Source organism: Bacteroides cellulosilyticus DSM 14838 (genome assembly GCF_000158035.1).
Lineage (GTDB): Bacteria > Bacteroidota > Bacteroidia > Bacteroidales > Bacteroidaceae > Bacteroides > Bacteroides cellulosilyticus.
The window spans coordinates 1049326-1070508 of sequence record NZ_EQ973491.1 but is presented as its reverse complement, the minus strand read 5'-3'; the positions used below and the strand labels follow the sequence as shown (position 1 = coordinate 1070508).

Here is a 21183-nt window from a genome sequence, read left to right as displayed (position 1 = left end):
TTTGTTTATATCGGTATGTCTATTTCCTCATCCTCTTTCCAATCATCCACATCCACATCAAATCCGGAGTCTGCACTTCCTTCCGGCTTCACATCGGGAATAGTTTCAGGAATGGGGGCATCTATATAGAATGTAATGCTCCCAACGTCATCTATTTTTTCTTTTACAATTACGTCAGTCAGCACTTGTTCCACTACCGTCTTACCATCTACCAACAAAGCTTTCAGCGTCATTGAATGTGACATTAAACGGTCAAGGCTAAATACATCGAACATACCTGTCAACTTACCCTCAGTGAATGAACCTTCCTCATAGACGGGGCTCTCAACAGTAAACTCCTGACTACCCAGTTCCTCACCTGCATGTCCGTTGTGAAGAAAAACCGAGAGAGGTACATCGTTCAATGTACAACGTACCTTACGTACATTATTTAAACCTCTCACATTCAATGTCACCTGTACCCTTCGGACAAGTGGTATAGGCGTGAAGTGCATTTTACAGGAATTGCCGGAACTCACGTCACATGAAACCGGAGCAACATAATTACCTAGCATTTCACCCGTCACTTCAAAGTTTCGTATTGTAGCCGAAGCCAGTTTATCAGGAGAAGAGACAATGACACGCGTAGATGCACGCGTCTCCACATCTTTAGCATATGCTTCAAGAGATTCCAAGGCATCATACCCACGAAACAGAAGATTATTGAAATCGGTGAATGATCGGTTCAGGAACACGGCATCATAGGTACCCAGAGGTAGGCGTACAGTAGTATGCTCGCGTTCACCTGTCAATACGATACGGGGAGCACTACCATCCTGCGGGAAAATGATTAACGTAGCACCCTCCTCCTTTTCCTCTTCCAATCCCGCACAACTCCAGTCTGCCGTCACAGTAACTTCAGCTTCCATATAGTAGGTCAATTCACGGCGTTCGCATCCCCATAACAGGCTACACAGAATAATGCACACCATTTCATCAACTATCAGTTTCATCCTTCTATTACCTACCACCCTCATTTCATCCTCCCTTTCTGTTTACGTCCCAACAACCAAACCAGTGAGATTTTTCCTTTTGTTGGCCCAAACCATGTATAGTTTCCACTATTTTGCCAAAGCAGTGTACGGTAATTATCGATAGTCCGGTAATGTTTATAATCAGTTCTTAGCAAACCGATGCCGATGCTAAATTCAAGGTTTAAACGGGAAGCGACAGGTACAGCATATCCATAACTGATACCCGAGGCAATATAAAATTCCCCTTGATATCCTTTCTCTTTCCATTGCAGATCGTACTTACCTCCACCTGCATAGAAGCCAAGGAAATGTCCCGTAAGAGTCTGGCGAATTGTACGATTTCCAAGCCAATAGCGCCCTTCCAAACTACCGGAAAGCAACTGAAAACAAAACTTGTCATCATCAATCAACCACCACGGAAATATCCATTCAACATTCAGAGACCAGCGGTTAGATTTACCAAAAGGCAATTCCAATTCAATGTTGGGAGCAAGAGCAAGGTCGAACAGAAGGTTTGTCTTTAAAGCAAAGGAAGGAGAAAAGGACTTCTTATCAGGTATTCTGAACTTATCAAGAAACTCCTTCTCCTCATGGGGTATGAGAGAAGATATAGTATGTTGTGTTTTATATGGCAAAGAACCGACAGAAAGCATCATTTTATGTTTCACATCTTTCCTCTTCACGGTGCACACTGCCGCATTGCGAAGCTGAGGAAGCAAATGTGCATCAATATACCGATAAGCTTCTCCACGGTTCAGATGTTGCAAAAGCACTTTACAACGCTCTGTATCCGGCACTTCATTCAGTATCTGCAACACTTCCGTCCGGTTGGGAATATCATTATCCAGCTCTACTGACTGGTGAAGTCCTGTCCAGTCTTCCCCCCGTGAATAAATAAGAATACGAGCCTGACTCAGATATGAATATTTCCAAAGGAGATACTCCTTCACACTAACAGCACGCTGACGTGCCAGACGAAAATTATGCTGGACATTCCCTTCGGGCGATGCACAAGAGGTGATAATTATCGTATCAACAGACAGAGCGGAAATGCTGTCGGAAAACAAAGCAGAAAAACATTCCAATGCATGCAGGTTATCCATATAATCAGATTCCACCAATGAACAATTGAAACGGAAATGTACTAATAAGGAATTATGGCAGATACTATCATGAAAGGATTTAGTAAGTGTTTGGCTTACTTCAACTCTCATTCCTGCTGAATCGGCAATACTTGCAAATGCCGGAAATTGCAACAGGCAAACGCTGTAGACAAATATATGCAGCAACCTTCTCATTACAAGTCATTCAGTTTGATTTCAGATAAATAAATTCGAGTCATGTGGTTTATTATCCCCAAGCGGTTAGCTGCTGCACGATATTGTTGATACATTTCTTCACTGGTAGGATAATTGCAGTTAAGATGTTCGTCGAGAGTTTCCAGAACATCAAGCAAAGAAATGGACGTATAAGGACGGACTAACTCATAGGAGGAAAGAGTATCTGCAAAAGAAGTATCTCTATGACGCACCAAACCTCCTGTTTCTAACTTTGTCAAAATACCAATCAAATACTCAGGATCAATATGAAGTTGAGCTGTACGATAGGGATGGCTACCCGCAGAAATGTCGCATAAAACGGCAATAGCTGTCTGTGTTAATTCTGTCAACATAAGCAAATATTTAGCTATTACTCCGTAAGTAACGGAAGCACGCAAATACAGGAAATATAAGGCGTTATAGGGACACGGCGGGCATCTGAATATGAAATTACGTAAAAATGAGCGTAAAAAATTACAGGTCCATGTAAAAGGTAGCAACGTGGATAGAGAGAATGATGTGTGTTCTCATAGTCAAGAAGACCGTAATATGTCTGTTTTCGGTTGTTTGTCTTGCCAGAGTCGTGTTTTTCTATGAAATATCAGTTAATTTTATCAATAATTATTTGTTTTAAAGAAAAAACTCATAACTTTGTGGTAGAAACAATTTTCCGTTACTTACGGAGTAATACCTTTGTATACTGTTACTTACGGAGTAACAGAGATTTAAGCCCTACTCCACATCGTTTTCTTTCCAGAATAAATGTAATCAATTATCATCTGGTTTGCCTTTGCCATTTCTCCACCTTCAAAACTTTTTAAATAAGTTCGGGTGACTTCAAGAGAAGAATGTCCCAACCCCTCAGAAATCATCTCTTCAGGTATCTGACAGTATTTGGCAAGCGTAGCCCATGTATGACGCGCCGTGTATGAACTTACCTTCAGTACCTTCAAACCAGAATATGAAGCAAGTTTTAAAAGCCCATAATTCAATATGCGCAACTGACGGCAATACTCACGATAGACGACCTCTCCTCCCAGTTTCCCATCTAAGAAACGCAATAGATAAGGTGAAGTGGGGTCAGTGCTACGATACAAATTTATCAATTTCATTGCTTCATCGGTAACCGAAACCTGCAATTCGCTTCCTGTCTTTTGTCGACGGCAGGTCAGAAGAGTATGTCCGGAAAGATCAGTTCGTAAATCATCCCGATGCAGATGGATAAGATCAGTAAAAGGCATACCCTGTAGATGAAGCATCAAAGAAAGCAGGTCACGGGATTGGCGGATATTTCCGGGTAACTCTTTTGCATCCAACAGACAATGCATTTCTTCCGCTTTCAAAGCACGTTTTTGCTCAGATTTTACCCCTGTAAACACCACACTGAATAAACGATATTCACCAGCAATCAGCCCTGCATCGACAGCACGATTGTAAACTGCACGCAAAGCACGGGTATACGTAGAAACTGTATTCCAACTACAAAGCCGGTCGCGCAGGTGTCGCTCAAACAACTTCAACGACCGACGCGACAAAGCACCGAAAAAGATTTCACCACCTCCTACAAAACCTGTAAAGGCACGTAGTGCATACCGGTAAACGTGCAACGTACCAAAACGTTCCTCAAGTTCCAACTCCTCCATCACATGAAACATATAAGAAGTGAAACTCTTCATTTTTTCTTCATTCATAAATCCTTCTTTTAAACAGTTAAACATATCCTAATAAGAGAAATTCATCAGCCAAGCAATCAGCTTCTGTATCTAAAATGATAGGGAACATGCAAGAAAGGAAAAAGGTTCCAAAGTACCTCTCTCACCAACAGGAAGAAGAAGAATTTGCAGAAGATTAAAATAGAAACGTATATTGCAGGATGATAAAAAAAATATTTTTCTAACTTTGCAGTACTTTCTTAACCCACATCATATCATGAAATACCTATTCAGCCTCTTGCTCCTATGCCAGATTATTGGATTATCCGCCAAAGAACGTGTGGATTCTATACTCTCTGTCCTCGATAGCGAGATAGAACACCGTGAAATCTACTACCAGCAAAAAGAAAAGAAGTTAGAAGACATCAAACAGCAATTCCGATACGTCAAGAACCAGCAGGAAAAGTATAACCTTTGCAACCGTCTGTTTAATGAATATATCACTTATCAATACGATTCAGCTTACTCCTACGCCATACAAACAGAGGGAATATCACACCGCCTGACCGATAAGAATCTATCTATTCAGGCAGATTGTAACCTGTTTTACTGTTACCTTTCCACCGGTTTATTCAAAGAAGCATATGACATGATGCGTTCCATTCATGTTGCAAATGCCCCGGACTCCATTAAATCGGAATACTACCAGCTCTGTATGAGATTGTATTCCGATATGAGCAGTTACAATGAAGGTACTCCTTTCAATGCTGATTACAACAAGAAAATAACCCTCTACTGTGACTCCGCCCTACTGTATACCCCCGACCACACTTTCTACCACCAGAAAATAGAAGCTTTCAAATTCAGTGTAGGTGACAATGAGAAGAAAATACAGATGTACAAGCAAATGCTGAATGATTACGACGTTTGTCCGCATGAAAAAGCAATCATCTACTCCATGCTGGGACGTATGTACATAGGGATGGGAGATTTTGAACACGCCATTTACTACATGGCACTATCAGCTATACAGGATATACGCTCCGCCACCCGGGAAACGACTGCTAAAAAAGAACTTTCGAGTTATCTGTATGGCAAAGGAGACGTATTACGTGCCAGCAGATACATTCAGATAGCACTGGAGGAAACAAACTTCTACAATGCCCGACACCGTAAGATGGAAATAAACACTATACTCCCCATCATTGAGAAGCAACGCCTCACCCTGATAGAAGAAAGGAAAAGGGAAGTTACAATATCATTGGCGGTAATGAGCCTGCTGGTCATCTCTCTTTTAGTCACCCTGTCCATCATTTATAAGCAGATGAAAAAGCTGAAAACTGCCAAACAATCCATTCAGCAGCAATTCAATGAAATATCAGAAGTGAATGGAAAACTGCAAGAGTCCAACGAGATTAAGGACCAATATATCTTCCAGTCTCTTTATGGCAAGTCCGATTACCTGGACAAAGTAGAGAATCTGCTGAAAAAGCAGGATCGTAAATTGAAAGCACGCCAATTCAATGATTTACAAATCACGCATAAAGAGTTCGATATAAAGTCCGAACGGGAGAATATGTTCTCATCCTTCGACCAGACTTTCCTGAAACTTTTCCCGAATTTCCTGACGGAATACAATAAATTCTTCCGCCCGGAAGACCAGGTGATTCTGGATGAGGCAGGCAACCTGCCACCAGAATTGCGCATCTTCGCCCTGATTCGTTTGGGAGTAACCGAAAACGAGCGGATTGCCAAATTCCTCAACTTATCTATTAATACTATATATGTATATAAGGCACGGGTAAAAGGAAAAACAATTGTACCGAAAGAAGAGTTCGAAGAATACATTATGCAAATAAAGAAAGGAATTTAGCCCCGCAATATCTTTGAAAAGGCTCTAAAACAGACCTTAATTTTCCGTTGGAAGGAGGAATGCATTGATTTGAATATCAACGTATTCCTCCTTTTATCATTCTATATCCCGTCTTCATTGCTTTTTTCTCCCGCCTATACGAAATACATTTGTCCCAAGGAAAAAATTCATTGAACCTATTAATTCATTTAAATCATTGTACCATGAAAAAGAAAACTAAGATTTATCCTTGGAAAATGTACTTTCATGTACTCCTTGGAATGTTCTTCCTACTCCCTGCATTACTGAACGCCCAAAATGCAACAGTCAAAGTATCAGGAATAGTGACGGACACCAACAATGAACCTCTGATTGGCGTATCCGTTGCAGAAAAAGGAACCACTAACGGAGCCATAACTGATGTCGACGGTAAATATTCGCTGACCGTCCGCCCCACAAGTTCCCTGCGCTTCTCCTTCATCAGTTACAAAACACAGGAAGTGAAAGTAGACGGGCGTAAGACTATCAATATTCGTATGGAAGACGATGTGCAGGCTCTGAACGAAGTAGTCGTTATCGGATACGGAACGCTGGATAAGAAAGAACTTACTTCTGCCGTATCACACATCTCCAGTAAGGATTTTCTCCATATCAGCAGTCTGGATCCTTCCATGATGATACAGGGAAAAGTGGCCGGTGTATCCGTAACCAACACAGCTGCCGCCGACCCTAACAACCAGGCAAGTATCCAGATTCGCGGCATTTCCTCACGTGCTGCCGGATTGGGCCCGTTGATCGTAATCGACGGCATTCCCGGTGGTAACCTGACGAATATCAATCCCAACGATATCGCCTCCATGGATATTCTAAAAGACGGTGCAGCCTCCGCCATCTACGGTACACGAGGTAGCAACGGTGTAATCGTCATCACAACCAAGAAGGGATCACGCGACGGTAAATTCCATGCGACCTATAATGGTATGCTGACCGCCAGTATTCCTCTGCATGAACTCGACCAACTGACTGCCGAAGAGTTCCGCGAATACCGTGTTCCCAACAATCCGACCAGTGATCTGGGTGGAGCTACCAATTGGATTGACGAGATTACCCGTACCGGTTTCACCCACCAGCATACCGTCACATTGTCCGGCGGCACCAGCCAGAGTAATTACCGCGTCAGTGTGGATTACCGCAATGCAACCGGTATCGATATACGTTCCAGTCGCGAAGAGTATGGTGCACGCGCCTCTATCAACCATACCACTAAAAACGGACTGTTAGATTTCTCCGTAAATATCGCACCGCGTATCGCTTACCGTGAAAATTCTTCCTGGGATGCATTCAAGATAGCCATGGATGCCAACCCCACTACCCCACTGTTTGATCCGGAAAATCCGAATCTTTATTCTGACTTCACCGGGCAGGAAGCCTTATGGAATCCTGTAGAGGAACTGAAGCTGGAACAAAACGGTGGTGAAACCAAACTATTGGACTGGGATGCCACTGTGAAGCTAAACTTACTTCCCCTACTCGCCAAAGATGGTCATTCCATTCATTCCCTCAGTACGCAACTGACTTTTGCCGACCAGCAATCGGATAATTTCGACTACTGGTTCCGTCCTTCCACAAGCCGCCTGGCTATGAAGAACGACTATAAAGGAGAAGCCAGCCGCACTTACAGCAAGTACCGCCAGCATAGTCTTGAATGGCTGGGCAACTACGCTATGGAATTGAAGGGACACCGTGCCCGCGCCATGGTAGGCTACTCGTATCAATACTTCCAGAATTCAGGTCTGAATGCCGCCAATAAGGATTTCTCTTCCGACGGACTTCTGTACAACAACCTCGGTTCCGGTGAATGGGCCAAGGAAGAAGGACGCAACGAAATGGGTACCAACAAAAGCGATTCTAAACTGATTGCTTTCTTCGGCCGCCTGAGCTATGACTACAAAAACCGCTACCTGATGACCGCTTCTTTGAGATACGAAGGTTCTTCCCGCTTCGGAGATGACAATAAATGGGGTTATTTTCCCGCTGTATCTGCCGGTTGGCGTATCAGCGAAGAAGCTTTCATGAAAGACATCACATGGATTGATGACCTGAAAATACGTGGTGACTACGGTGTAACCGGTAATCAGGATTTCGGCAATTACCTGTCTTTGTCTACCATGAGCAGTTTCGGCAGTTACTACTACAACGGTCAGTACTTCACCGTATGGGGTGCAGGTAAGAATCCTAATCCGGGGCTGAAATGGGAAAAAGGTAAAAACTGGAACATCGGCGTGGACTTCAGCATGTTTAAAGGAATATTGAGCGGTTCGGTCAATTACTACAACCGTAAGCAACAAGATTTGCTGGGCGACTACAATGTGCCCGTTCCTCCGTACTTGTTCTCTACCACTTTTGTCAATGTAGGTACCATGCGCAACACCGGTATTGAAGTCGATCTGAATATCCAGGCGGTGAAGATGAAAGATTTCAGCTATACCGTCAATCTGGTAGGCGCCACCAATGAGAACAAGTTCCTCAAATTCTCCAACAACGAGTTCACCGGACAGAACTATTACGATCTGGCGAATATGGAAAGTCCGAATCAACCGGGCAAGTTGCAACGCATAGAAGAAGGACAACGCCTGGGTAATTATTACACCTGGAAATATGCCGGTATTGATGCCGATGGCGACTGGGTAGTATGGAACAAAGACAATACGGAGATGATTAAAATATCTGATGCCAAAGAAGAAGACAAACGGGTAACCGGTAACGGACTTCCCAAGTTCACAGCTTCCATGACCAATACCTTGACGTATAAGAACTGGGGATTGACCATCTTCCTGCGTGGTGCTTTCGGCTTCGACCTCTTCAATGTACACGACTTCTATTGGGGCATTCCCAGTATGCAAAGCAATGTGCTGAAAAAAGCATATACCAAGAATGCGGCCATTAAGAAAGGTAAGAATGTGCTGACCGACTATTTCATTGAACGCGGCGACTATGTGAAGCTCGATATGGTAACCCTGAGCTACACTTTCCAGATCAATAACAAATGGCTGGACAGTGCCCGCCTCTACGTCACCGGAAAGAATCTTGCCACCATTACAGGTTTCAATGGTGTAGATCCTTCGACTTACCAGACCAACGGATTGACTCCGGGTGTGAACCTGAACGGTACGGAAGGTACCCGCCGATACTATCCCTCCACTACACAGGTAATGTTCGGTGTTCAATTAGACTTCTAAATGTATAACCTTAAAAACAATAGAAATATGAAACTCAAGAATATATTAACCGGTTCGCTGGCAGGAGCATTGCTTCTCGGCTCCCTCAGCGCATGCACCGACCTTACGGAAACGGTATACGACCAAATTATGTCTACCAACTATTACAATACAAAGGATGATATTATCAAAGCTACATTCCGCCCCTTCGAACATGGATTCTACAGCATCGGACCGCGCCAGGTTTTGCAAGAGTGTTGTGCCGATCAATTGGGTACCTGGGCACGCGATGGCTGGTGGTATGACAATGCCAAATGGCAATATCTGCACTACCACACCTGGGCTGCCGACAATGAATCCATCAAAAGTGAATGGGAAAACTGTTTCACCGGAATTATGCAGGCCAATTCCGTCATAGATGACCTGCAAAAGCTGGACCCTGCCAAATTCAATATGTCACAGCCGGAAATGGATAACTTCATCGCGCAGAACAAAGCATTACGCGCATGGTTCTACATTCGTCTGCTGGATGCTTTCCGCAATGTACCGTTAGCTGTCAGCCTGGATCAGAGCAAGAACTCCGTCGGGCAAGTGACGCCGCAGGAACTGTTCAGTTTTATCGAAACAGAACTGAAGACATCTATCGAAGCATTGCCTGCCAAAAATGGTAATGCCGGAAACGGGATAGCACAAGGACAATGGACCAAAGCCGGTGCAGCCGCATTGTTAGTACGCCTCTATCTGAATGCAGAAAAATGGACCGGCACTTCTAAATATACGGAATGTGCCACCTATGCCCAAAATATTCTGGACGGTGACTATGGCTTCTACGAACTGGGAAAGACCTGGGACGAAGTTTTCGACTGGACAAACGATAAATGCAACGAAACCATCTTTGCTTTCCCGTCGTCCTACGGGCGTAGTTACTGGCACTATTCGGGTGATACATACTGGTGGGCCGTCCCTGTCAATGCGCGTTTCTACTTCGGTGCTTTCAAACAAGGAGACTTCAATACCAAATATGCCTTGCAACCCAGTCTCGACCTGAATAATAATGAATACAACTTCAAACTCGGTAAATTTGTCAGCAAATTCAAGAAATATCCGAAAGATTATCGCCTGACCATGTATAAGAACCTGGGCAACAGTACCCGTGAAGGTATGTTCCTTTATGGCTACCTGCCTTATATCGCCGATGACGGCACCGAAAAGAAAGTAACTTCCCCCGTAGGAGGATATGAAATCTACATCCGCGACCAGGTAGGAGTATTTCACGAACTCGCTCCGGATCAACTTCCCGCCGACCGCACTTCAAACATGAATACCGGCGACCATAACTCCGGATGGCATTTTGTGAAGTATCCCATCTACAGTGACGAAGACGCGGGTAAACGCGAAGCCGATTACAATGAAATTCGTCTGGCGGAAATCTATTACTCACTGGCGGAATGTAAGTTCAAAGCAAACGATGTGGACGGGGCTGCAAAACTGCTGAATGCGGTACGCAAACGTAACTATCCGCAAGATACATGGGCAGAATACCTGTACAAACCCGAAGGTACAGTAACCCTGACGCAAGATGAGCTTTACGATGAATGGGGACGTGAATTCCTTGCCGAAGGACGACGCCGGACTGATCTTATCCGCTGGGGATTGTACTGTACGGAAGAATGGTGGGACAAGAAGCCCGATGCAGACTCACACTGGGATATCTTCCCTATCCCACGGGATATGATGGGAGCGGATCATACACTGAAACAGAACCCGGGATATAATTAATACGAACCGGTAAAAAACATCCCCTTAGGTGAACAATAGTTTCATACCGAGAAACCAACAGTTTCATTGCTTGAAACCAGGAGTTTCATGCCTTGAAACTACCAGTTTCACACCGGGAAACAAACTGTTTCCTCAAAGGGAACTCAAATGCCGATGAAAGGCTCTCAGATATAACAACTTACAATTTAAAATCAGATAACCATGAAGAAAATAATCAATAAGCTTATATTCATCTTTGCCCTCCTCCCCCTACTGGCAGGATGCGAGAAAGATAAAGAAATTGTTGTAGTGGAACCCGTTGAAAACTACACGCAACTGTACGGACTCGGCACTATATTCAGTTGGGATTCCAATGTCCCCACAGAACTGAAGTTGATTGAGCAGAATACGTTCACCATAGATAAAGTCATCAAATACTCCGAAGAGAACAAGCAATTCAAATTCATCCTCGAAAAGGGAGACTGGGACAAAGTACGTTATCTGGTACCTACCGCAACAGATGATGGTACTGCCGTGAAAGTCATCACTCCCGGAGAATACGATATGCTGATGTGCTCCGAAATGACAGGCGACCTGCGCGACCACTTCTGGGGAATACCCGAAGGAAGCGATGGCACCTATCGGATTACAGTAAACGTAAAGAAGCTGAAACTAACCCTCGAAAAGATCAGCGATGAAACAGAAGAACCGGAACCGGAGATAAAGACAATTTATGGTTTAGGAAGTGCATTCGGATGGGACTCCGGCAATCCGACCGGACTAACACCCGATCCGGATGAAGAAGGAATCTATACGGCAGAGGTAAACCTGATCTACAGTGACGAAAACAAGCAATTCAAATTCTGCCTTGAAAAGGGAGATTGGGATAAGGTTAATTATCTGGTGCCTGAAAGTGTAGACCATAACGGAAACGTCAAGATTGTGACACCCGGTGAATACCCCATGTTTAAATGTTCAGAAATGGAAGGTAACCTGCGCGACCACTTCTGGGGTATTCCCGAAGGAACGGACGGCAAATACAAGTTAACCGTAAATACCCAAACTCTGAAACTGAAAGTAGAAAAAGTGAATTAACCCCCAAACTTTACCATTATGAACCATTTGAAGTTACTATTAGGTTTTGCAGCCTTATTCTTATCATCCTGTCCCCAGTCTTCCATAGCCCGGGACAGTCCCTTCACCCGTCACGGTACGGGACCCAGATACTGGATTGCCTACGAAGAGTGTTTTGTAACCAACGTTCCTCTCAGTGAGGAGCGCTGGAAAGCAAACATCGACTGGATGGAGAAGACTTTCAAACCCTACGGTTACGACATGATCTGCAACGACGGATGGATAGAAGCTGCACAAACCGTCAATGAGAACGGCTATATCACCAAGTACAACAGTGACTGGAAAAACGGTTTCAGCTACTGGACTAAATACCTGCAAGAACGGGGCATGAAGATGGGAGTCTATTACAACCCCATGTGGCTGACCCGTGCCGCCTATGAACAGAATCTGCCTGTAAAAGGAACTTCTTACCATACCCGAGACATTGTGGGATACAAATCGTTCAACGATCCTCTGTATTGGGTGGATGTGGATAAACCGGGAGCCAAAGAATGGATTCAGAATTATGTCCGCTATTTCAAGGAAATGGGTGTCACCTATCTTCGCATAGATTTCCTGGAAAACTATGAAACCAACTATGGCACCCGCCGCTACGAACAAGCATTGGCATGGATTGCCGAAGCTGCCGGAGATGATCTTTTCCTCAGTCTTGTGATGCCTCATTGTTATAATCATGCCAAGACGGAATTGAAATACGGGGATATGATACGCATTGACGATGACTGCTTCGACGGTGACTGGGACTTTGTCAGCAACCGCCGCCGCGGGCAGCAGAAAGACCATTGGCCGCAATTCGGTAATGCTTTCGACGGATTCATTGGTTTTGCCGATGTCGGTGCACGAGGGCAAATGATACTGGACGGTGACTTTATGCGTATGAATAAACTGGCAAATGACAACGAACGCCGCTTCCTTTTCTCGCTGATGATTATGGGAGGTTCTGCACTTGCCATTGCCGACCAGTATGATACGATTGGAGATCACGCCTGGGTTTACCAGAATCCGGAAATGAACGAGTTGAACAGTCTCGGTTTTGCCGCCAAACCATTGAGTTACGACTTTCGGGATGCAGCAAACAGTTCCCGATGGATCGGCCAGTTGCCTAACGGAGATTGGGTGGTAGGATTATTCAACCGTGAAAGTACTCCACAGACACGCAGCATTGACTTCCGTCGTGAACTGGGCATTGAAGACGGGCAAGCCGTCAATGTACGGGATTTATGGGAACGCAAAGACTTGGGAGGTATGTCGGGAACATACACTGTAGAATTGCGACCCCATGAATGTAAAGTAATCCGTATTCAACACAAGACCTTGAAAATAGAAGCAGAAACAGCTTCCGTAAGGGGTGGAGCAAAATCAATCAAGTAAATGAAGTACTACAATCTATTACTAATGGCTTGTCTCCTGTTATCCTGCAAGGAATCCGATTCCGGACAGGATAACAATGGTAAACAAGAGAATACTTACAGTGGTGCCGGCTACGTCACAGGACTTGAAAACTCCGGCGCCAATGTACTCTTTACAGTGGAAGTTCCCCAAACAGGGGACTATCCGCTGGAAATCAGATATCGAAATACAGGAGCAACAGACGCAGCGGCTTTGATTATCGTCAATGATATGGCGATAGAGAAATTGTTGCAACTTCCTGTACAGGCTGACAAAACAGCCTGGCAAACTGCAGAGACAGAAATATCCCTGCAAAACGGTATTAATTATATAATCATTCAGAACAGTACGTCCAAAGGCGGATGCTTTGAACTGGACTATATAAAAATAAGAAAGAAATCATGAAAAGACTTCCTAATTATTCTCTGTTATGGGTAAGCTTTATCGTTTTCCTCTGCACAGGTTGCAATCCGGCATCGCAATTCTCTGTAAGTTCTCCCGATGGTAATCTCTGCCTGCATGTAGAAACAGAAAACGGAAAACTCTATTATGAACTCTCACGAAATGGAAAGCCCATACTCGATAAGTCACGCCTCGGGTTTATCCTGAAAGAAGATACACTTGCTGGCCATCTGGAAATAACTGAAGCTCTTCATCATTCATTCAGCGGGACATGGGAACAAATCTGGGGAGAAGACCGGATTGTGGAAAACAACTATCATGAGATGACCATTCGCGTACAGAAAACATCCACCCCCAAACGAAAATTCAATGTTGTGTTCCGGCTGTTCAATGACGGGTTCGGCTTCCGCTACGAATTTCCGGAACAGGAAGCATTAAAAGACTTTGTGATCATGGATGAACTTACAGAGTTTGCATTGACCGGTGATCATAAAGCCTGGTCCATACCTTACGAAGCACATTTTTATGAAGCACTCTACGAGGCATCTCCTGTCAGTAAACTCGGTTGGGTAAGCACACCGCTCACTATGGAAACCAATGACGGACTTTTCCTGAGCATCCATGAAGCCAATCTAACAGATTATGCAGCCATGAATCTTATCCCTAAAGAAGGTAGTATGACCCTGAAAGCCAATCTCACTCCATGGTCTACGGGAGAAAAAGTATTTATGAAAGCTCCCGGTGTCACTCCCTGGCGTACGATGATTGTTGCTGAAAACGCAGGTGATTTACTCCTGTCACGCCTTATGCTGAATCTGAACGAGCCTTGCCGCATTCAGGATACATCCTGGATACAACCCGGAAGATACATTGGAATCTGGTGGACTTACCACATGCATAAACACACCTGGCACACAGGCCCACGCCACGGCGCTACCACTGCCAATGCACTGCGGCATATAGACTTTGCCGCCCGACACGGTTTTCAGGGAGTACTTATTGAAGGTTGGAACAAAGGTTGGGATACTTATCATTTCAACTTTACCGAACCTTATCCTGACTTTGACCTGAAACAGATCACCGACTATGCCGCTTCCAAAGGCGTGACGCTTATCGGCCATCATGAAACGGACGGCTGGGTATCTGATTATGAAAACCAACTAGAAGCAGCCTTCAATTTATATAAAGATCACGGCGTGCAAATAGTCAAAACAGGCTATGTAGGCAAACTGCTGGATGGCAAAGAGCGACACAGCAGCCAGTTTGGTGTACGTCACTACCGGAAAGTTATTGAACTGGCAGCCGACAAGCATATTATGATTGACAATCACGAACCCGTGATGCCCACCGGACTGCAACGCACCTTCCCCAATCTGATGACACAAGAAGGTGTACGAGGGCAGGAATGGGATGCCTGGGACAAAGATGGCGGCAATCCTCCCGTACACACTACCATCATCCCCTTCACCCGTGGGCTGGCAGGTCCCATGGATTTCACCCCCGGCACTTTCCGCTTCGAAAATCCGGTGTTGCCTCAGACGCGTGTACAAACAACGCTTGCCAAACAATTGGCTTTATCCGTTGTGTTATACAGTCCCCTGCAAATGGCCTCCGATGAAATAGAAAACTACGAACGGAACCCTGAACCGTTTTCATTTATCACCACCTGCCCTACTACTTGGGAACAGACCATAGTACCCGAGGCAAAAATAGGCGAATATGTGACAATTGCCCGTAAAGAACGCGGAAGCAGCGGACGTTGGTTTATAGGAAGCATCACTAATGAACAACCTCGGGAGATGCAACTTCCCCTCTCCTTTCTGGATAAAGGAAAACGATATAAGGCTGTTATCTACAGAGATGGAGATAAGGCTGATTATCGTACCAACCCATACCCAGTGATAATAGAAGAACAGGAAGTAACCGGTGAATCGACCCTGCAAATAGCACAGGCACCGGGAGGAGGTACGGGAATTATACTCACTGTTCTCTCCTCATCCGGAGCAACCTCCGATATACAAAAATAAATGCCGGCACCAGGAACAGGACAGCCGCAATCCATGCCGTCGGATCACCGAAGCAGACCGCAAGATAGCCGAAAGCAGGCACTGCATAAAGACTGACCAGCACACGTGCTATCATTTCGGAAACTCCGGAAAGCATAGCAAGATTGGTATATCCCGCTCCCTGAATGGTATATCGCAGAATACAGAGCAATCCCAAAACCGGGAAGAAGGACACGGAAATATGCAGAAACAACTCCGTGTCCTTCAATATTTCCAATTCAGACGCTTCCACAAAAAGCAAGGCAAACGTACGTGCACCCAGCATCAATACGCAGAACGTAAATGCCCAGTAAATAATCATCATTAACGCACTTACCTTTACTCCCATCCAAATGCGTTCGGGCTTGCCCGCACCATAATTCTGTCCGGTATAAGTAGCCATAGCAATGCCCAGACTTTCAAGCGGACACATGAAGAACATCTTAATGCGCATGGCAGCCGTAAAAGCCGCAACACAAGCAGTTCCCAATGCATTATTGGCGCTTTGCAACATGATGCTTCCGATAGCGGTAATCGAAAATTGTAATCCCATAGGTACACCGATATACATCAATCTCCGTGCCAGAGCACCGTTGAATTTCCGTTCATCCGGTGTTCCCCGCAATATATCAAAACGGCGCATCATATATCCATAACACAACACAGCCGACACACCTTGTGAAAAGACCGTAGCGATGGCAGCCCCTGCCACTCCCCAATCCAGCACCAGGATACAGAACAAATCAAGCAAAATATTAAGCACAGCAGAGAACAGCAGAAACCAGAAAGGCGTCTTACTATCGCCCAAAGCACGAATGATGCTGGACAACAAATTATAAAAGAAAGTACAGGGAACTCCGATAAACGTTATCAATAAATAATAGTAAGCATCCTGGAATATGATATCCGGTGTACGCATCATCAGCAGGATATCCCCACACAGAATACTCGTAACCACCGCAATCACCACCGACATCACCGCCGCCAGTTGCAAACTGACCGATATATAACGACGCATCGTGCTATAATCCCGCGCTCCGAATTTCTGCGCCACAGGAATACCGAAACCTCCACAACATCCATTGCAGAAACCAAGAATAAGGAAAACTACCGAAGTACTTGCTCCAACCGAGGCCAGTGCATTAATGCCCAAGAATTTACCTACGATTGCCGCGTCGACCAGAGAGTATGTCTGTTGTAGCAGGTTTCCCATCAACAGAGGCATAGTGAAATTGAATATCAACGGCAATGCGCGTCCTGCCGTCATTTCTCTTGATGTTGCCATAAATTAATCCTCTGAAAATTGCACGCAAAGGTAAAAAAAGATAAGATTAAAGGAATTGACAAACATCAAAAATATGCTTCGCCATGAAAAGAATTAAACTACAGTCCGTCCGCACCTTTCAAAACTGAACTATGTGCCAGGTACTCGGGAGTTTCAGCATAGATATACATCACACTTCCTCCTTTGATGGCATCAATGATAGGACGGGAAAGTTTTTGCGGAACAGCCGGACAACCAAAGCTTCTTCCCAAACGTCCTCCTCGGCTGACTACCGAAGGATCGGCATAAGCCGCCCCATGCATCACAATGGCACGCTCACGAGCCCGGTCGTTGATTCCTTTTTCCAAACCATTCAAAATAAGCGAATACCCATTCTTTCCCTGATAAGTAGATTCTGTAAGATAGAACCCCAGTGAACTTTTGTAGGAACCATATTCGTTGGAGAAAGAAGTGGCATAGTTATCACCACTATTCTTTCCATGGGAAACAACCGATGAAAAAAGTACTTTACGCTCCCTCATATCAAATACAAAAAGACGTTTTGCGGTAGAAGGACGGGAAAAGTCTATCAATGTCAACACCTCCCGTTTGCGATTGTCTATTTTATAATAACCTGCTACAGCCTGCCGGAAAGCTTTCCAGTTAACAACTCCTCCCAACTGCATGGAACGGTATAAGCTCGCATAAGCCTCAACATCAGATACAGCAGCCCTTTCAGCAGAATCAGGAGTGCTATCTGACGACTTGCCGCCCAGAAATAAGGTACAAGGAAGAAACAAGAATAAAATGAATACAATAAATCGCAACATAAAACTTTAGCCAGAGAAATAACGGCGGCTAAATTACATTTTTTTCTCCAGACACCTATCACACAGATAGTTAAAAATGAGGATTCACTATTCAATCACCACAACCAAAGAGCGTTCGGTAGGTGCCCAATCGAAAACGAACTTGGAATGTGAAGTGGCATTGCGTACACACATATGCGAACGTGGAGTAGTCCCTAACGACCAGCTATACTCAATCATACTTGTACGCGGTGCATTCACCGGCACTCCGTGAATATAAGCTCCGTTCGTAAAACGACTGGCATAGGGGGCATAGCCTCCTGTCTCCGCCGAACCGTCTTTCAGGAACACCATACGCGTTTTCTTCTGTTGAAGCAGATACATTCCCAGTGGGGTTTCCTGAGCATAAGGTGGAGCATGCATTCCGGTAGTGGCAGGATTCATGCTGCGTATCTTCCACTCACCTTCCGAGACATGTTCCAAGGTAGTAATATTCTGATCCAGGCGGTCTACAAAAATCACATGATTAAAGACGGTGCTATCCGGCAATTGTTTCAGATAACTGCGTGGCGCCAGCCATTCTTCTTCAAAAGTGGCGGGTAATATCCGGTAAAAACTTCCTTCCTCGCCTTTCAGATAAGCGATAGTACCATCTCTACCATAACGTTCGGGCACCAACGTATCAGCGGGCAGATACAGCGGCACCGATTGATAGCGCTCCACGCCCAATGTATCAGATACACGGCGGTACACATTCCGCACGAACTTACGTACCAGGGGAGCTTCTTTATTCAGATTCTTATAATTCTGCAACACCACCCACCTTGCAGTAGTATCGCGCTGCATATTCTCAATATAGGCCAGACAGTTCCGGATGACATCCCATTTGAAAGAGCGTACCGTATCCTTATATGGATAGGTATCTTCGAGGGTATGCTGGTCATAGAGCAATTCTTTGGTAAGAGAAATATCGGCAGCGGTCAACTGTTTTTCTTTAGGATGAGGAAATTCCAGCACAGCCGTATCCTTAGGTTCAGCCTCCTGCACAACTACCGGCACAGGTGGTTCCTGCCGGTTACGACATCCGGCAAAAATCAAACCAACAGCCACGCAGGCAAAAAGAACGAAATGTTTCATAAAATGAAATTTAACTATAACCTAATAACGACTACCCGCCTGTTATTGTTGACTCTTTATAGAAATCAATTACATAATGAAGTAACATCAAGTATCGTTTCACCTCATTCAGGTAATACGGGTTTTCGCAAAGATAGGAATTTAATGGAAGCTTCCGAAAGATATTGACGGTATAATTTCAATCATCCGCTTACGAACAGAATCTTTTATATCAGGATTGAGCAAAACAGGAAGAATCTATTTATCAACATATTACAAGATCTCAACTCCTTGCATACAAAAAGTTAACTTCCTGTTGACAAGAAGTTGATACCTTGTCGACAGGAAGTTAATACCTTGTAAGCGGAATATTTATCCCCTTATCAAATCATTGGAACAGATAGCTTTCTCAAATTACTCCAATACTTTCTTTTTCAGATTAAATGTTGACAATACTTTTTTGCCGGAAGAGAGTGTTACTATCAAATCATATTCCTTTCCTTCCTCAAACCTATCTTTAGCAGAAAGTAATATGTCTGTTTTTTCATAAGGCTTCAATGCCGGAACCATACCGGAAGCTACTTTTATTGTTTTCCCTTCCTTTTTGTACCCTACTTCCACCAATGCTTTCTTCGATTCTACCTGACCGAAATTCTGTACTTCCACTGTACATTCCAGTCCCTTTCCGGATTTGGTAAAGACTGGGGCACGAGCTGAAAGGATCGGTTCTATATAATCAATGTATGGCAAACGCGCATACCCGTAAAGTATTCTTCCGTCTTTGTATTTTCCAATCAACTTCGGGGCAAATTCATCTTTAGTGATACCATTTCCTTTGCCATTGAAAGTTACAATCAAATCCTTGCCCGCATTTTCTGTGGTCAATACCTGACAGCCTCTGCCATAATTCACTTCTTCAGAAGCACCGAAACGCAAGGAATTCACATCTATATCTGTCTGGGGATTGAAGCCTTCTTCCGCTTGTATCTTCACACGAATTGTTTTTGTACCCGAGGTGATAGGTTTCTCGTCCAATATGGTAAGCAACAATCCCGGATTCAAGGGAATACTAATATTCTTTGAGCTATGGTGATCAAAAGGTTTATCTTCGTTTTTAAGCGTATCGATTACTGCGAAATTAGCCTGAATGGCACGTCCGTATTTATCCTGATACACTTTAAGGCGTTCATATTTGAACCAGTCTTCCGCTTGTCCGTCTGCATGTACAGCAATTCCCGGCATATAAGCTTCACCCGGATCGACCACCCAGTTCACTCCATCCTTCGAACGAAGATAGAAAGCAATACGTCCCAGCCAATCATTAACAATCAGATGATACTGAATATGATCGCGCCAGATTACCGGATCTTCAAACCGACCGTCCACATCCGGATAAACCCGTTTGTCGGTCAGTTGATTGTATTCCGATAATCCATCTCTGCTGACCCAGATACCACCACCACGACAGACCATCACATAAGAGTTGTCTTCACGCTGGACAAATGAAAGATTAGACAGGCCTTCGATAATACGGCGGTCGCGTGCATTGAAATCAAACTTTCCATATTCCCATTTTCCATTCAGATCATCGGATACATAACGTCCATCAATTACATAGACAACATACCGGCCATCTTTAGCACGGAATATTTCAGGATTATGCCCTTTACCTATGATACGAACAGGCTTGAAAGGCCCTGTCAGATTATCGCTTACGGTATGAAATACGTATGAGTTAGGCCATTCCATGTGTCCTTTAGGTGAACATTCCAGCCAGCCACAGACAAATAGATGATATTTACCATCTTCGCCTTTTCGGATATTTCCACCCCAATAGGACCAGATACCGTCTTCAATGCCATTATCTACATAACGTGGAAGCACACAGTCAGCACCCCATGTATCGGAGGAAAGTACATTTCCCTTCATCGGCAGAAAGCGATCCATAAAGCGGGCGCCTTTCACTAATTGTTTCCATTCCGCAGGACGTTCCCGTTCCGTTATTTGTGAAAAAGAGGAATGACTGATCAAGAACATGACTCCCAGTAGAGCAAATTTAAAGAGGCTTCTTTCCATAAATATAATATTAGAATTGGTTTTAAACAGATTTATGTGGTCAAAAGTAGGAGAATTGCATGTAAAAGGAAAAGGAAAGAAAGCAAAAAGGTACGTAAACCTTTACGTAAACAGAGATTACAAGGTTTCAATTCTA

At 44.3% G+C, this 21183-nt stretch carries 15 protein-coding genes; 7 read left to right on the top strand and 8 right to left on the bottom strand.

Translation table 11 applies throughout. The annotated features are described in order from the left end of the window. Positions 1–5 precede the first annotated feature (5 nt). The 4 genes from BACCELL_RS16275 to BACCELL_RS16260 all read right to left on the bottom strand — a co-directional run bounded on the left by BACCELL_RS16275 (position 6) and on the right by BACCELL_RS16260 (position 4023). Entirely contained in the window at positions 6–992 is a 987-nt protein-coding gene (locus tag BACCELL_RS16275; RefSeq protein WP_242577677.1) for a DUF5119 domain-containing protein, read from the bottom strand. 20 nt (positions 993–1012) lie between these two features. Next, positions 1013–2311: a DUF3575 domain-containing protein gene (locus tag BACCELL_RS16270; RefSeq protein WP_007213022.1), complete on the bottom strand. Its 1299-nt coding sequence runs from the start codon at positions 2309–2311 to the stop codon at positions 1013–1015. Then, on the bottom strand, positions 2311–2685 hold the full coding sequence (locus BACCELL_RS16265) for a hypothetical protein (RefSeq protein WP_007213021.1): 375 nt from the start codon (positions 2683–2685) through the stop codon (positions 2311–2313). The genes BACCELL_RS16270 and BACCELL_RS16265 overlap by 1 nt, the downstream gene beginning before the upstream one ends. A gap of 372 nt (positions 2686–3057) precedes the next feature. Beyond that, positions 3058–4023 carry a tyrosine-type recombinase/integrase gene (locus tag BACCELL_RS16260; RefSeq protein WP_029327791.1) on the bottom strand — a complete coding sequence of 322 codons (966 nt, stop codon included), beginning with the start codon at positions 4021–4023 and terminating at the stop codon, positions 3058–3060. A gap of 238 nt (positions 4024–4261) precedes the next feature. On the opposite strand from BACCELL_RS16260, the gene BACCELL_RS16255 reads away from it, so the two are divergent. From BACCELL_RS16255 to BACCELL_RS16225, 7 genes are all read left to right on the top strand, one after another. Next, positions 4262–5857, top strand: coding sequence for a DUF6377 domain-containing protein (locus BACCELL_RS16255; protein ID WP_225979524.1), 1596 nt, complete (start codon positions 4262–4264; stop codon positions 5855–5857). Between the two features lie 203 nt (positions 5858–6060). Further along, the gene (locus tag BACCELL_RS16250; protein ID WP_007213018.1) at positions 6061–9075 is read left to right on the top strand and encodes a SusC/RagA family TonB-linked outer membrane protein; all 3015 of its coding nucleotides are present in this window, start codon (positions 6061–6063) and stop codon (positions 9073–9075) included. 27 nt (positions 9076–9102) lie between these two features. Then, positions 9103–10833 (top strand): RagB/SusD family nutrient uptake outer membrane protein, encoded by a 1731-nt coding sequence (locus tag BACCELL_RS16245; RefSeq protein WP_044153935.1) that lies wholly within the window; start codon positions 9103–9105, stop codon positions 10831–10833. Positions 10834–11034: 201 nt separating this feature from the next. Beyond that, complete coding sequence (locus BACCELL_RS16240; RefSeq protein ID WP_007213015.1) at positions 11035–11907, top strand: SusF/SusE family outer membrane protein; 873 nt, start codon at positions 11035–11037, stop codon at positions 11905–11907. An 18-nt stretch (positions 11908–11925) separates the two neighbouring features. Next, on the top strand, positions 11926–13317 hold the full coding sequence (locus BACCELL_RS16235; RefSeq protein WP_052309559.1) for an alpha-galactosidase: 1392 nt from the start codon (positions 11926–11928) through the stop codon (positions 13315–13317). Then, positions 13318–13740 carry a CBM35 domain-containing protein gene (locus BACCELL_RS16230; protein ID WP_007213013.1) on the top strand — a complete coding sequence of 141 codons (423 nt, stop codon included), beginning with the start codon at positions 13318–13320 and terminating at the stop codon, positions 13738–13740. It abuts the gene before it with no gap. Then, the gene (locus tag BACCELL_RS16225) at positions 13737–15764 is read left to right on the top strand and encodes a glycoside hydrolase family 97 protein (protein ID WP_007213012.1); all 2028 of its coding nucleotides are present in this window, start codon (positions 13737–13739) and stop codon (positions 15762–15764) included. The genes BACCELL_RS16230 and BACCELL_RS16225 overlap by 4 nt, the downstream gene beginning before the upstream one ends. Here the strand turns inward: BACCELL_RS16225 and BACCELL_RS16220 are convergent. The 4 genes from BACCELL_RS16220 to BACCELL_RS16205 all read right to left on the bottom strand — a co-directional run bounded on the left by BACCELL_RS16220 (position 15718) and on the right by BACCELL_RS16205 (position 21047). Further along, positions 15718–17067: an MATE family efflux transporter gene (locus tag BACCELL_RS16220; protein ID WP_007213011.1), complete on the bottom strand. Its 1350-nt coding sequence runs from the start codon at positions 17065–17067 to the stop codon at positions 15718–15720. The two genes, BACCELL_RS16225 and BACCELL_RS16220, sit on opposite strands and share 47 nt — an antisense overlap. A gap of 98 nt (positions 17068–17165) precedes the next feature. After that, entirely contained in the window at positions 17166–17876 is a 711-nt protein-coding gene (locus BACCELL_RS16215; protein ID WP_007213010.1) for a murein L,D-transpeptidase catalytic domain family protein, read from the bottom strand. An 87-nt stretch (positions 17877–17963) separates the two neighbouring features. Then, positions 17964–18992 (bottom strand): L,D-transpeptidase, encoded by a 1029-nt coding sequence (locus BACCELL_RS16210; protein WP_007213009.1) that lies wholly within the window; start codon positions 18990–18992, stop codon positions 17964–17966. 393 nt (positions 18993–19385) lie between these two features. Further along, complete coding sequence (locus BACCELL_RS16205) at positions 19386–21047, bottom strand: glycoside hydrolase family protein (protein WP_044153934.1); 1662 nt, start codon at positions 21045–21047, stop codon at positions 19386–19388. Between the last annotated feature and the right edge of the window lie 136 nt (positions 21048–21183).

Excerpts from the sequence above, each read along its gene's own strand:
- BACCELL_RS16275 (WP_242577677.1), bottom strand. The coding sequence starts at position 992 with ATGAAACTGATAGTTGATGAAATGGTGTGCATTATTCTGTGTAGCCTG.
- BACCELL_RS16270 (WP_007213022.1), bottom strand. The coding sequence starts at position 2,311 with ATGAGAAGGTTGCTGCATATATTTGTCTACAGCGTTTGCCTGTTGCAA.
- BACCELL_RS16265 (WP_007213021.1), bottom strand. The coding sequence starts at position 2,685 with ATGTTGACAGAATTAACACAGACAGCTATTGCCGTTTTATGCGACATT.
- BACCELL_RS16260 (WP_029327791.1), bottom strand. The coding sequence starts at position 4,023 with ATGAATGAAGAAAAAATGAAGAGTTTCACTTCTTATATGTTTCATGTG.
- BACCELL_RS16255 (WP_225979524.1), top strand. The coding sequence starts at position 4,262 with ATGAAATACCTATTCAGCCTCTTGCTCCTATGCCAGATTATTGGATTA.
- BACCELL_RS16250 (WP_007213018.1), top strand. The coding sequence starts at position 6,061 with ATGAAAAAGAAAACTAAGATTTATCCTTGGAAAATGTACTTTCATGTA.
- BACCELL_RS16245 (WP_044153935.1), top strand. The coding sequence starts at position 9,103 with ATGAAACTCAAGAATATATTAACCGGTTCGCTGGCAGGAGCATTGCTT.
- BACCELL_RS16240 (WP_007213015.1), top strand. The coding sequence starts at position 11,035 with ATGAAGAAAATAATCAATAAGCTTATATTCATCTTTGCCCTCCTCCCC.
- BACCELL_RS16235 (WP_052309559.1), top strand. The coding sequence starts at position 11,926 with ATGAACCATTTGAAGTTACTATTAGGTTTTGCAGCCTTATTCTTATCA.
- BACCELL_RS16230 (WP_007213013.1), top strand. The coding sequence starts at position 13,318 with ATGAAGTACTACAATCTATTACTAATGGCTTGTCTCCTGTTATCCTGC.
- BACCELL_RS16225 (WP_007213012.1), top strand. The coding sequence starts at position 13,737 with ATGAAAAGACTTCCTAATTATTCTCTGTTATGGGTAAGCTTTATCGTT.
- BACCELL_RS16220 (WP_007213011.1), bottom strand. The coding sequence starts at position 17,067 with ATGGCAACATCAAGAGAAATGACGGCAGGACGCGCATTGCCGTTGATA.
- BACCELL_RS16215 (WP_007213010.1), bottom strand. The coding sequence starts at position 17,876 with ATGTTGCGATTTATTGTATTCATTTTATTCTTGTTTCTTCCTTGTACC.
- BACCELL_RS16210 (WP_007213009.1), bottom strand. The coding sequence starts at position 18,992 with ATGAAACATTTCGTTCTTTTTGCCTGCGTGGCTGTTGGTTTGATTTTT.
- BACCELL_RS16205 (WP_044153934.1), bottom strand. The coding sequence starts at position 21,047 with ATGGAAAGAAGCCTCTTTAAATTTGCTCTACTGGGAGTCATGTTCTTG.